We start from the raw sequence: 12195 nt of genomic DNA, 5'->3' as shown, positions 1-12195 counted from the left end.
TTCTAATTTTCCAGCGCTAATAACTGCACGGACGATCGTTGCCGAATCCATCGCGGCAGGCAGGCCGAAGGGCAAAGTCAGCGCTCTGCGCGGTATAGCCAACCGAACCCGTCTGCACCGAGTCGCTTGAGCTCGTGGTGCACGACGATGCCGACATGGCAATGACGAAGACGGCTGCCATGGCTGCCGATAGTTTGCGAGTTTGAAGCATCTCCCCATCCCTCACTGTGCAGAGTGTCCGAATAATTCTGGCAAGTAGGGCCGATGAAGCCTCCCGATAACGGACGGTGTCGATCAAGATTTTGTCATTGGTTGAAAAACCCTTCGCCGGCACTCGCTGCCACGATCAAGGCTGTCTCGGCCACGCCTACAGATGTTGTTGGCGCCTCGAGGCGCGGATGCCATATCCAGCGCGCACCGGGTCAGGTCGCATTGAAACGCTTGGGTTCCACGGCAAAAGAACAGCAAGCGGCAACGAACAGGGCTTTGGAAAACAAGGTAGAAGTCCTGTCGCAAGTCCTTCCAACCAGTAGAGAACTTAAGTTTATGGGGAGAACAACCTGCGACAGGGAAATTCGGCTTCTGCGCCGGGGCCATCAATTAGAATAGCCGCCCGGAAACTGAGATATTGCGCCCAGACGATCGGAGCAGGGGAATGTGCGGATGACGGCAGCTAAGGATTCTCAAAGGAAAGTTTATTCTCTCGCTTAACCATCGCTCGGAGGTGCGCAAAGCCTTTTCAGCGTTCAAAATAAAAGAGGTGCAATGACTTATTCCGTCGCGGGCGGTGAATGTGTGCCGGCCAGGCAGCTGATTATAGGTGAGCAGTAAAGATTGTCGGAGCGTCATCGGAATAGTTGGCCCGCCGATAGCGGTGGAGAAAAAATTATGCGTGTTGGTGCACTGCTTGCATCTGTGATCCTTTTCGTTGTTTTCCTTTATCTCGTCCTCACTGGCGCAGAACAGGTTCGCTACATTTCTGTAGCGTTCGTTCTTGTTTTTGCCGTCCTAGCCACGCGCTTAGACGACATCCAAGACCTGACATTTGGTCCAACAGGCCTGGCAGCAAAACTGGCGAAACAATTGGAAGAGGCTCGGGCCACAGTGAAGCAGCTGCAAGACTTTGCTGAAGTGTTTGCCGCTCGTAGTGTCCAGCAGATCGCGGGTGATAACCGAATGAGCGGCCTATCACCGAAGCAAAAGCGTGAAGCGATCGCAGAAATCGTGGGCGGGTTGAAATCCCTACAGCTGCCGGATGACCGCATTAATCGGGTGCTGTCGTTATCCGACCCCTATGATGACTACGATTATTGGAGCTGGACAATGTCTCCGATCTACAGCGCCAATGATACAAAAGTGAAGGACCTAGCGAACCAGTTTTTCAACTTGGGCGCCAGCAAAGGTATCGGCCACAATCCGGATGCTGAGACCACCGAGAAGTTCCTCAAGGACCACGATCTTTATCAGGGGGAAATCGCAGAGTGCATGACTGACTGGCAATATTGGAAAGCCAACCACAAACATCGTCGTCTCGATGAATGGGAGGCGCGCCACGAAAGGCGGAATCAAGCGAGAAGTTTTGAAGATGTGCTCAATATCGAGTCGAAGCCAGGAACAAAGGGCTAACCAGATGGCTAACCTTCCTGGCTAACCACTCCCTAAGCCCCTTGAAACAAGGGAAGAGTGGTGGGCCCGGAGGGACTCGAACCCCCAACCAAGCGGTTATGAGCCGCCGGCTCTAACCATTGAGCTACAGGCCCTTGGCGCCGGGTCGCCGGCGCTTGGGTGCCGGGGCAATGGTTCCCGCAGCACGGGTTCCGCTCTAACGCAAATCCGGGGGAGCCACAAGCGGGGAGCGCAAGCATCTGTGGACGATGCATATTTCGTGGGCAGCCACTGGAACCTTCTCGTGCGGGCTACACTTATTCAAGTCACATTCCGCATGAAGAGGGCGATCGCAGATGGTGGCTTTGAACAGTGCCGTGGTGCTCATCGTGGAGGACGAGCCGCTGATCCGGTTCAATATCCTCGATGTGCTGGAGGAGGTCGGCCATGTGGCGCTGGAGGCGGCAAATGCCGACGAGGCTCTGGTGGTGCTGAAGGGCAGGCAGGATGTCGATATCCTCTTCACCGACGTCAACATGGCCGGGTCGATGGATGGTCTCCAGCTTGCCAAGCGGGTGAGGGCGATGCGGCCGAATATCGGCATCATCATCACCTCGGGCATGGTGCGGCTCGATCCGATGGCGCTGCCCGCCAATACCGCTTTCCTGCCGAAGCCCTATATGCACGACGCGCTGATTTCGACCATCAATTCCCTGATGACGTAACGGTAATGCCCTGATGAGATGACGGGGGCGCGCAGCCGCAAAACGGGGACTGTTTTTGCGGCTGCGCGCGAGGCGCCGGGAGACATGCTCGTCTTCAGGCGGCGGAGGGGAACCGGCCCTCAGCTGAAGCTGCTCCTCAGCGCCTCGTTCTCATGATGGGCCTTCTTCTCGTAGATCGTGAACAGCGCCATCGAGAGGAGATAGGAGAGGAAGGGATCCCCTATCTGCGTGGCGATGTCGCGGGATGCGAGAACATGGCGCTCCAGCGCGCCGATATCCTTCTGAATTGCGGTCTGCGTAGCGGTTTCAGCGAGGCGGTTCATGCTGCCATCTCCAGGAATTGGGTCACGACCGAGCGGGCCGGCACGTGCCTGACATAAAGGGGTAGGGTGAGGCCGAGGGCGGCGCGCATCTTGCGCAGCACGCGGTCCGATACTTCGAAGGCGCCGCAGCAGACGGGGTATTTGCCGTAACCGTCTGCGCGGCCGAGTTCTTCCACTTCGGCGCCGGCGCGCTTGTAGACGCGCTTGAGGTAGGGCTCGTAGTTGGAAATCATCGTATGGATGCCGTGATCGAGCGCGCATTCGCAAAGCGCAAGCAGCATCATGGAGAAAGCGCGGCCGGCGTCGACATTGGAGAAATCCTTGGCGATCGCCTCCTCGTCGATGCACATGCGTGTGCCTTCCCAGATGCCGGGGGCGATAAGATTGGCGGCGTCAGGAAACGTCTCGCGGAAGACGTCGTAGAGAAGGGTCGGGCCTGTCGTCGGCATCAGGCGCATGCCGCCATAAAGACGGGTGCGGCTGTCGTTGCACCAGACGAGATAGGCGGGGGCGAGCGAATCGTAGCTGTCGCGTTCGTAGGGGCCGATGACGGGAACGTCCCAGCCGAGCGTATCGGCGAAGACCTTCTTGCGCAGGCGAAACATCTGGTCGAGTACGGCAGCGTATTTCTGATACTCATGTGCCTGAATGATAACGAACATTTTGCCCTCCAGCGTTTTCAAGTTCGTGGAAAGCAGAATGGTTCATGCGGGCCGGATCGGAAATTCCCTCAGATGGGCCCCCCCAGATGAGGGGGGCAGAGCATGTCGCGCAAAGCCGCGGTTTTGCGGGCCGATGCGCTAGGGATTGATAATGCGCAATTGAACGGCCCGGGAGGCGGCCGCCGAAATGGTGGCGCAGCCGAGCTTGAAGCGGGCAGTCTTCAGATAATCGCGCGTGGTGTGCTCCGATATGCCGAGGATGACCGAAATATCCTTGTAATCCTTGCCCAGCGCCGTCCAGTGCAGGCACTCGATTTCGCGCGGCGACAATGACGGCACCGGATCGTTTTCGCCATGCAGCTCGTAGACGGCCTTGCGGTGGATCAGATGGGCGATCTCGATCCATTCGTTGCGGCAGCGGCGGACGAGTTCGGTCCATTCCTCGGCCGGGATGCGGGCATTCAGCGACAAGAGCGCACGGCGTTGCGCTTTGTCGGCGACGGGAATGGAGTAGCCGTTGCCGCCGATGCCGTGCTTTTGGGCGTCGACCAGCATGGCATAGGCCTCGGGCGTCGGCTCGACCTCGCTCCAATCGAAGGGCAGCTGGCGTTCGAAGCCCTGTTTGACGATCGGATCGACCTTCACATAGCTGTTCAAGAGGTAGCGGGAGACCCAGGCATCCGGATAGGTGGTGCGCACGAAGGGCGAATCGATCTTGGCCGCGATCGTCTGGGCGAGATGGTAGGTGACGAAATCGAGGCCATATTCCGTCTGGAGAATGCGGATGGCGGCATCCACATTGGCCGCGGCCTTGATCTGTTCGAAAGCGGACTCGAACTTTTCGCTGTAGGTATTCTCAATCATTTCCACTGCCCCAATCCCCTCAATCCTACCGCGAGCGCTGTCATAAATACAAGGCATCCCCACATATGCGGGGAATGACAATCCGGGTCCCACCTGCTAGCGCCTGTCATGAGGAGACCTCATATGGACAGCAAGAGACCATTCGAGATTGCCGAATGCCAACAGGCCGCCAAGGGCCTGAAATCCAGCTGGCAGGACATGGCAGGCTCCGAAGCGCTGATTCGCGCCCTCGTTGCCGAACGCAACGGTGACACGCCGCTGGCGCTGTTCTGGACCGAGGTCCACCGGGCGCTCTGCCAGGAAAGCAACGCTTTCTGACGATCGGCCTTCCCCGAACGACCAGCCTTTTCTCCGCAATCTGGGCGGGGCACCCGCGCCAGTCGGCAGGGAAATCCCACCGCCTTTCCTCCAAAATTGCCGATGAACACGTCTTCATTCATGTCGTGATTCGATTTGATGGCGAAAGGATCGGACGCTGCGTTCTGGATCTATGGTTAAGAAATCCGCATTATTTCATCGATCTGTTCCAAAACGGTTGACGGAGCGTTTGTGGCAGGAGCAATGGTGTTTGTGGAAACGGTTACATTCCGTCGCGCCTTTGTAGCGCTGGCAGAATTTCGGGTATCATCACCGATGTGTGGAATGGAATGACTGAAAAGCGTGTGCATCTGGTCTTCAAGACCCACCTCGATATCGGCTTTACCGACCATGCCGAGAAAGTCCGCCGGCAATATCACGAGCGCTTCATTCCGCAGGCGATCGAGACCGCCAAGCATTTTCATGCCGAAAATCCCGACGAGCCGAAATTCATCTGGACGACGGGCGCATGGCTGATCTGGGACCATCTGAATTCGCGCTCGGCGGGAGAGGTGGCAGCGCTGGAACAGGCGATTGAGCGCGGGCTGATCCGCTGGCACGGCCTGCCGTTCACCACGCATACGGAGCTGATGTCGCCCGACCTTTTCCGGGCCGGGCTTTCCTATTCGCAGGAGCTCGACCGGCGCTTCGGCAAGACGACGATCGCGGCGAAGATGACCGATGTGCCCGGCCATACGCTCGGCATGGTGCCGCTGCTTGCCGAGGCGGGCATCCGCTTCCTGCATCTCGGCGTCAATACGGCCTCACCGCCGCCCGATGTGCCCGACATCTTCCGCTGGCGGGCGCCCGGCGGCGAGGAGGTGGTCGTCATGTACCAGCGCTCCTATGGCGAGACCTGTTTCCCCGACGGTTTCGAGGACGGGCTGAGCTTTGCCCATACCAACGACAATATGGGGCCGCAGAGCGTGCCGCAGACGGCCGAAGCCTATCGCGAATTACGCGCCCGTGAGCCGGATGCGATCATCCGCGCTGCGACGCTCGAGGATTACGGCGCCATTCTTTGGGACGAGCGTGAGCGCTTCCCTGTGGTCGAGCTGGAACTCGGCGACAGCTGGATCCATGGCAGCGGCAGCGATCCTGTGAAGACGGCGCGGTTCCTGGCGCTGCAGCGGCTCTACGACCGTTTCGCGGCGGATGGGCTCGATGCGCGACGTCTCGCCTTCGGGCGCGGGTTGGCGATGGTGGCCGAGCATACCTGCGGCGTCGATATCAAATCCTATCTGCGCGACGATAAGGCGTGGTCGCGGGCCGATTTTGAGGCCGCGCGCCGATCCGATTATCGCTTCGCCTATACCGAAGCCTCGTGGGACGAGCAGCGGGCCTATCTCGACCAAGCGGTCTCGCAGCTTGACGAGACGGACCGGCAGGCGGCCCAGGCGGTGCTTGCCGAATTCGCCACGCCTGCCGTGATCGAGGGCGGCGGGCGGGAGCTCCGCCTGCAGGCCGGCGGCTGGTCGATCGCGCTCGACGGTGCGAGCGGCGATGTCGCCGAAATCACCTCGCCCTCCGGCCGGACGATCTCCGGCCGCAACGGCTCGCTGATCGCCTATCGATATGAGAGCTACGATGCCGGCGACGTTAACAGGCACATGGAGACCTACCTGACCCATCGCCAGGAATGGGCGGTGCTCGACCATGACAAGCCGGGGCTTGCGCGGTCCGGGGCAGCACTTTCGAAGGTTTCTCTGCCGGCGCTGGAAGCGACTGATGGGGCGGGCATCCTTCTGTCGATGCCGGCAGTGGCGGTGCAGAAATATGGCGCGCCGCCGCATGTGATGCTGCATTTCATCGCCGAGGGCGATCGCCTGAACCTCAGCCTGACATTGCACGACAAGCCGGCCAACCGCATGCCGGAGGCAAGCTTCCTCTCCTTCACGCCTGAGGGTGACGGGGACTGGAATTTCCGCAAGATGGGCCTCTGGCATCGATCCGGGAACATTGCGACGAGCGGCGGCGGGCAATTGCAGGCTGTGACCGCAGCACGCGGTGATCTTGTCGATGGCCTGCTGACAATCGAAACCTTCGATGCGCCGCTCGTTGCGCCGCAAGGCTCAGATTTCATGACGTTCTATAGGACGCGGCCGGACTTCGGCTCTGGCATTCGCTTCAATCTGCACAACAATAAATGGGGAACCAATTTCCCGATGTGGTGGCAGGGAGATTTTCAGGCGCGCTTCCGGTTAAGGTTCGACTGAGTTGCTCGATCTGGCATCGAGCGGCGCGATCCCGCAGGGGATTGAGCCACGGGATTCGCCGCGATTGGGCCGCTTCATCCTGTACGGATTAAGCGGCCCGGTCCGGTGTGAGAAAGGGTTCAGCCGACGTTTGCGGTTGGGCTGAACCAGCCGGCGCATGGCGCTTCGGGCCGTTGCGGCTTCGGGCGAAACTTCACCAGGACCTCGCGACCATCGGACGAGGCCTGCGTGCGCTCCAGCGCGTCTCGTTCGGCAACGGCCTGGCGCCAGTGCTCGTCGCCGCGGCCATCAGGCCGGCCCTGTTCCTCCCAGATCGCGTAAGCCCGTTTGCTGATCCATTCGTGGCGTCTATCGCTCATCTCTCTATTCCATTCGTCAAAAGTGCTATTCGGCAATTCCGTCCTGCAGAACCGGCGGCCGGCGCTTGGCTGCCATCAGCAGGTCGAGTTCGATCGAGGACGGCCCGAAACGGGTGAACAGGCTTTCTGCCTGCTCGTTTCGGAGGCCATATTTGGAGGCGAATTCATCAAGGCTATAGGGGCGGCCGCGCAGGATCCTGCTGCGGCGCTCCGGTTCACGGATTTGCGTCATTGGTGGTAACCCCAGTGTGTGTTGCGAATTGTGAGAACAAAACAAATTACAGCTACAAAAGTTCCGTGAGTTTTCAGGGTTTTTTCGCCCTCGCCGTGCCATTTCGGAGCGATCCTAGGCGGGTGGCATAGATTTTTAAGGCTGGTGTGCGCGGAGAAAATTTCGTCTAAAACACGCAAGAATATCAGGGTGTTATGGAAATCGCTTCCGCGGTGGCGGATAAATGGGCTTTACGCCGGCGCGTTACTCTATAGAATCAATAGTGTTATTCGGTTCGCAGGGGCAGCGAAATGTTCCGTTCCCCGCGTTGGCGCGACCGAGACCGGAGGACTTTGGCTTCAACCCATCAAGAGGAGACAGACATGATGAATGCACTGCCGCCACTTCATGACGGCCACGCGCCGTTTAACCTCCAGCAGCTGTTTCGCGAAGCGCTCTATGCCTTCGAGGAATGGGACAGCGAATTGACCGAACCGATCGTGACCTACGAAGGACGGGTCATGCCGATCAGCTTCGTTTTTGAAGCCATGCGCGAATGCACCGACATCGTGCCGATGAACATCGTCGGCGCCGTCACCGAACGGCTGACCAAGCCGTGGGAGGGCGAAGGCCCGCTCGACCAGATGACCTTCTCGACGGCGGCGCGTGTCATGCGCGTTTTGGTGCGCAAGCGCCTTCTCGTCACCGGGGCTGCGGATCTCGTCGCCGTGTCGGCCCACGCGTCCGAAGACCAGGGCCGCGACTGATAGAATAAGGATCGCGGCCATGGCTGCGATCCTTTTCCGCTTTTGGCGGAACCTCGCTTATTGCCAGCCGTTTAATCCGGCAGGCACGGCCACATCAAGCGATGGCCGAGGAATGAGCACCATGCTGAAATCTTTTGTTCATGAAATCATCGGTACTCCCAGGCGTGAGCCTGAGCTTCCGCAATCGCTGGAGCAGTTTCGCGACAGAAAACGAGTGCTGATCATCTTCGCCGATGCGCAAGATGACCGCGCGCTCATCCAGGATGAATGGCTGCGCAAGGCGCATATGCGCCTGATCGAGGAAGACGTCGAGGTGTTCAGTATTGCTGGCGGCGGCGCGTTTGCGCTGTTCGACGATGACTGGGAACTCGATGCCGACGATATTCGCAATCGGCTGCAGGGACCGCCGTCCGGCGAGTTCGGGCTGATCCTGCTCGGACGGGACGGAATCGTGAAGCTGCGCTCGAGCGAGCCAATGACCGCCGAGGATATCTTCGCGGCTTTTGAATTGCTGCCGAAGAAGACGCCCTGGTAGCGTTTCGAGAGTCCGTTTGAAGCGCGGCGCGGGAAGCATCCGCGCCCGCATCTTTTGCATGTTCAGAGTTCGAAGGCTTCCTTGAGACCCAGGCTCTTGCGTTCGCGCAGGTCGAGATCGGCCTCGATATGGGTGATGTGGTGCAGCATCAGCTGGCAGGCGCGGTCGAGTTCGTTGGCTTCGATTGCCGAGATTATGTCACCATGTTCGGAATGGCCGCAGCTCGATGCGGTCGATTGCCCGTAGAGCGCAATCACCAGCGAGGAGCGGGCGACGAGCTCTTCCATGAAGCGCTGCATGATCGAATTGCCCGATATGGCCGCCAGCATCAGATGAAAATCGCCCGATGCCTTGATTTCGGCGCGGCGCGCCGTCTGACCGCGCTCGCTCATCAGGCGGCCTTCTTCCAGCAGAAGCTGTCGCAAATGGCTAATATCGTCAGGCGTGATCCGCGCCGCCGCCTCGCGCAATATGCCTGGCTCGACCAGGCGGCGGGCGGAAAAGATCTGGCGAGCCTCTTCGGGCGAGGGATAGGCGACGAAGGCGCCGCGGTTCTTCTCGACGCTGACAAGGCCTTCATAGGAGAGTGCCTGCAGGGCGGCGCGCGCAAGCGTGCGGCTGACGTTGAAGAGATTGCCGACATCGCTTTCTGAAAGCTTGGTGCCGGGCGAGAGCCTGCGCTCGACGATCGCTTCGCGAATGGCATCGCGAATCTGTTGCGCGCCGGTTTCGGCGGAGTCTTCGGCCTGCTGAGCCTTGGCGGCGGATTTCATGAAATTTATTTCCTGATGGTCGGCAAACCATACCCGGCTTCGTGGTAAAGTTAAACAGAATTTGTCCCCGAAATTGCAATCGGATTGTATACGATGTTTTGCACAAATTGCGCACGATAGCCTAAATCATGTGCAGATCGTTTTGCGCCTATAATTTGCTCTCTCCATTGCGGTGTTGATAAAATCATTATTTCGCAATGGCTTGCTGCAAGCATCGGAGTCTGGCACGGCAGATGCATCGTCTTTTCCGAACAGGGGAAGGCATGATGTCGAAAGCGGCAGAGATCGATATAGTATCCGTTTCGAAGGTTTATGGCGCGACGACGGCGGTCCATGCGATCAGCCTGAAGATCCCCGCCGGCTCCTATTGCTGCTTTCTTGGCCCATCGGGCTGCGGCAAGACCTCGACGCTGCGCATGATCGCCGGCCACGAGAGCATCTCGTCGGGCGATATTCGCCTCGGCAATGTGGTCGTCACCGATTTTCCGCCGGCCAGGCGTGGCACGGCGATGATGTTCCAATCCTACGCGCTTTTCCCGCATCTCGATTTGATCGACAACGTCGCCTTCAGCCTGAAGATGAAGGGTATCGATAGGCAAGAGCGGCAGGCCAAGGCGCTCGAAATGCTGAAGCTGATGCAGATGGAGGCCTATGCCAATAGGCGTCCGGCCCAGCTTTCCGGCGGCCAGCAGCAGCGCGTGGCGCTGGCGCGCGCGCTGATCACCGATCCGGAAGCGCTGCTGCTCGACGAGCCGCTGTCGGCGCTCGATCCGTTCCTGAAGATCCGCATGCGCGCCGAACTCAAGAAGCTGCAGAAGTCGCTCGGCATCACCTTCGTGCATGTCACCCACAGCCAGGAAGAGGCGATGGCGCTCGCCGACGTCATCGTCATCATGAATGACGGCCGGATCGAGCAGGCGGCCGCCCCGCGCGAGGTCTTCGAGCGGCCGGCGACGGCCTTCGTCGCGCGGTTCATGGGCGACCACAATGTGCTGTCCGGCCGGGTGACGTCGAACGAGAACGGCGTGCTCGTCATGACCGTGCCGGAAGGTCAGAGCTTTTCCGTGCGCGGGACGGGCAGGGAAGTCGGCGAGCCCATCGATATCGGTATCCGCACCGACCGCGTGCGCCTGCAGGTGGCGACCGAATGGACGCTCGGCTTCGATGGCATCGTCTCCAACATCGAATATCGCGGCTCTTCCGTGAAGATTACCGTCCTCGGCGCCGGCAGCGACGACTTCACCGTCATTGCCGACGACGGCGACTATTTCGCCCGGCCGGTTGCCGTCGGCGACACCGTCTCGCTCAGTTGGGCGCTCGACGATGCCGTGCTTCTCGGCCGCTCTTCCGCATGAGCCATCACCATCAAGAACACTGAACCTTCCATCCAAGAAAAGGGGAACTGACATGACGACTGAAACGACATCGACCAAGGCGGAAAAGGGGCTTTCCCGCCGCACGCTGCTGAAGACGGGTGCTGCTGCCGTCGGCGCCATCGCCGGCTCCGGCGCCATCACCGGCTTTCCCACCATCTGGGCGCAGACGAACATCACGCTTCGCCAGTTCGGCACCGGCGTTTCGAACATCAATGCCATCGCCGAGAAGTGCAAGGCCGATCTCGGCATCACGCTGGAGATGACGGCAACCGATTCCGACGCCGCCGCCCAGCGCGCTGTCACCCAGCCTGACAGCTACGACATTGCCGACGTCGAATACTGGATCGCCAAGAAGGTGTTCCCGACCGGCGTGATGCAGCCGATGGACGTCAAGAAGCTGAAATATTACGACAAGATCGTGCCGCTGTTCATCAACGGCAAACTGAAGGCAGACAGCGTCATCGCCCAGGGCACGGCGCCGCACACGGTCGGCTTCGTCGAAGCGCAGGATTCCAAGAAGTTTGCCAAGGAGCCGACGCAGTGGATGACGATGGTTCCGACCATCTACAATGCCGACACGCTCGGCATCCGTCCTGATCTCACCGGCCGTCCGATCACCAGCTGGGCCGATATTCTCGATCCCGCCTTCAAGGGCAAAACCGCGATCCTCAACATCCCGTCGATCGGCATCATGGATGCGGCGATGATCATGGAAGCTTCCGGCAAGATCAAATATGCCGACAAGGGCAACATGACGAAGGAAGAAATCGACAAGACGATCGAATTCCTCATCAAGGCCAAGGGCGACGGCCAGTTCCGCGCCTTCTGGAAGAGCTTCGACGAGTCGGTGAACCTGATGGCGTCAGGCGAAGTGGTCATCCAGTCGATGTGGTCGCCGGCTGTCGCCGCCGTCCGTTCGAAGGGTATCGCCTGCACCTTCCAGCCGCTCAAGGAAGGCTACCGCGCCTGGGGCGGCGGTCTCGGTCTCGCCTCGCACCTCAAGGGCGCGCAGCTCGACGCCGCCTATGAATACATCAACTGGTACACGTCCGGCTGGGTCGGCGGCTATCTCAACCGCCAAGGGTACTATTCCGCCTGCATGGACACCGCCAAGGGATTCATGTCGGCCGACGAATGGGGCTACTGGATCGAAGGCAAGCCGGCTGCCGGCGACATTCTGTCTCCCGAGGGCAAGGTCATGGAGAAGGCCGGTGCTGTTCGCGACGGCGGTTCCTTCGAAGCCCGCATGGGTGCTGTCGCCTGCTGGAACTCCGTCATGGACGAGGACCGCTACATGGTCCGTCGCTGGAACGAGTTCATCGCTGCCTGATCCACGTCGAGAGGGCGGAGAGCTGCTGTCTTTCGCGATGCTCAAGACGTCGCTTCGCTCCGCCCCCTCATCCGACCCTTCGGGCCACCTTC

Annotated in this window: 15 protein-coding genes and 1 tRNA gene; 8 read left to right on the top strand and 8 right to left on the bottom strand. The window is 59.7% G+C overall.

All coding sequences use genetic code 11. The features are described from left to right. Positions 1–16: 16 nt before the first annotated feature. Positions 17–211 carry a hypothetical protein gene (locus tag AC25BC_RS14835; protein WP_012758359.1) on the bottom strand — a complete coding sequence of 65 codons (195 nt, stop codon included), beginning with the start codon at positions 209–211 and terminating at the stop codon, positions 17–19. A 677-nt stretch (positions 212–888) separates the two neighbouring features. On the opposite strand from AC25BC_RS14835, the gene AC25BC_RS14830 reads away from it, so the two are divergent. Further along, positions 889–1626, top strand: coding sequence for a hypothetical protein (locus AC25BC_RS14830; RefSeq protein WP_012758358.1), 738 nt, complete (start codon positions 889–891; stop codon positions 1624–1626). Positions 1627–1684: 58 nt separating this feature from the next. Here AC25BC_RS14830 and AC25BC_RS14825 read toward each other — a convergent pair. Continuing rightward, a tRNA-Ile gene (locus AC25BC_RS14825) sits at positions 1685–1760 on the bottom strand. 201 nt (positions 1761–1961) lie between these two features. Here AC25BC_RS14825 and AC25BC_RS14820 point away from each other — a divergent pair. Then, a complete protein-coding gene (locus AC25BC_RS14820) occupies positions 1962–2330 on the top strand; it encodes a response regulator (protein ID WP_012758357.1) in 369 nt (122 codons plus the stop codon). A 119-nt stretch (positions 2331–2449) separates the two neighbouring features. On the opposite strand, the gene AC25BC_RS14815 is transcribed toward AC25BC_RS14820, so the two are convergent. The 3 genes from AC25BC_RS14815 to AC25BC_RS14805 all read right to left on the bottom strand — a co-directional run bounded on the left by AC25BC_RS14815 (position 2450) and on the right by AC25BC_RS14805 (position 4179). Beyond that, positions 2450–2653: a hypothetical protein gene (locus tag AC25BC_RS14815; protein WP_012758356.1), complete on the bottom strand. Its 204-nt coding sequence runs from the start codon at positions 2651–2653 to the stop codon at positions 2450–2452. Further along, positions 2650–3315 carry an acyl-homoserine-lactone synthase gene (locus tag AC25BC_RS14810; protein WP_003541559.1) on the bottom strand — a complete coding sequence of 222 codons (666 nt, stop codon included), beginning with the start codon at positions 3313–3315 and terminating at the stop codon, positions 2650–2652. Before AC25BC_RS14810 ends, AC25BC_RS14815 begins: the two co-directional genes overlap by 4 nt. A 138-nt stretch (positions 3316–3453) precedes the next feature. Further along, on the bottom strand, positions 3454–4179 hold the full coding sequence (locus tag AC25BC_RS14805; protein WP_012758355.1) for a LuxR family transcriptional regulator: 726 nt from the start codon (positions 4177–4179) through the stop codon (positions 3454–3456). Between the two features lie 123 nt (positions 4180–4302). Between AC25BC_RS14805 and AC25BC_RS14800 the strand changes: the two genes are divergently transcribed. Together AC25BC_RS14800 and AC25BC_RS14795 are read left to right on the top strand one after the other, a co-directional pair. Then, entirely contained in the window at positions 4303–4497 is a 195-nt protein-coding gene (locus AC25BC_RS14800; protein WP_012758354.1) for a hypothetical protein, read from the top strand. A 329-nt stretch (positions 4498–4826) separates the two neighbouring features. Further along, positions 4827–6752: a DUF5054 domain-containing protein gene (locus AC25BC_RS14795; RefSeq protein ID WP_012758353.1), complete on the top strand. Its 1926-nt coding sequence runs from the start codon at positions 4827–4829 to the stop codon at positions 6750–6752. 119 nt (positions 6753–6871) lie between these two features. On the opposite strand, the gene AC25BC_RS14790 is transcribed toward AC25BC_RS14795, so the two are convergent. Both AC25BC_RS14790 and AC25BC_RS14785 read right to left on the bottom strand, forming a co-directional pair. Continuing rightward, positions 6872–7111, bottom strand: coding sequence for a DUF2934 domain-containing protein (locus AC25BC_RS14790; RefSeq protein ID WP_012758352.1), 240 nt, complete (start codon positions 7109–7111; stop codon positions 6872–6874). A 25-nt stretch (positions 7112–7136) separates the two neighbouring features. Then, positions 7137–7343, bottom strand: a complete 207-nt coding sequence (locus AC25BC_RS14785; RefSeq protein WP_012758351.1) for a hypothetical protein — start codon at positions 7341–7343, stop codon at positions 7137–7139. A gap of 362 nt (positions 7344–7705) precedes the next feature. Here AC25BC_RS14785 and AC25BC_RS14780 point away from each other — a divergent pair, with 362 nt between their 5' ends. Both AC25BC_RS14780 and AC25BC_RS14775 read left to right on the top strand, forming a co-directional pair. Then, entirely contained in the window at positions 7706–8089 is a 384-nt protein-coding gene (locus tag AC25BC_RS14780; protein WP_012758350.1) for a BRA0787 family protein, read from the top strand. A 121-nt stretch (positions 8090–8210) separates the two neighbouring features. Next, positions 8211–8624 (top strand): DUF4174 domain-containing protein, encoded by a 414-nt coding sequence (locus AC25BC_RS14775; RefSeq protein ID WP_113545242.1) that lies wholly within the window; start codon positions 8211–8213, stop codon positions 8622–8624. Positions 8625–8686: 62 nt separating this feature from the next. On the opposite strand, the gene AC25BC_RS14770 is transcribed toward AC25BC_RS14775, so the two are convergent. Then, the gene (locus AC25BC_RS14770) at positions 8687–9397 is read right to left on the bottom strand and encodes a GntR family transcriptional regulator (RefSeq protein WP_113545241.1); all 711 of its coding nucleotides are present in this window, start codon (positions 9395–9397) and stop codon (positions 8687–8689) included. 266 nt (positions 9398–9663) lie between these two features. Between AC25BC_RS14770 and AC25BC_RS14765 the strand changes: the two genes are divergently transcribed. Then, on the top strand, positions 9664–10752 hold the full coding sequence (locus AC25BC_RS14765) for an ABC transporter ATP-binding protein (RefSeq protein WP_041935557.1): 1089 nt from the start codon (positions 9664–9666) through the stop codon (positions 10750–10752). Between the two features lie 52 nt (positions 10753–10804). Beyond that, positions 10805–12103, top strand: coding sequence for an ABC transporter substrate-binding protein (locus tag AC25BC_RS14760; RefSeq protein ID WP_012758346.1), 1299 nt, complete (start codon positions 10805–10807; stop codon positions 12101–12103). The last annotated feature ends 92 nt before the right edge of the window (positions 12104–12195 follow it).

Source organism: Rhizobium sp. WSM409, assembly GCF_057653825.1.
This window is presented reverse-complemented; position numbering and strand designations above follow the sequence as displayed.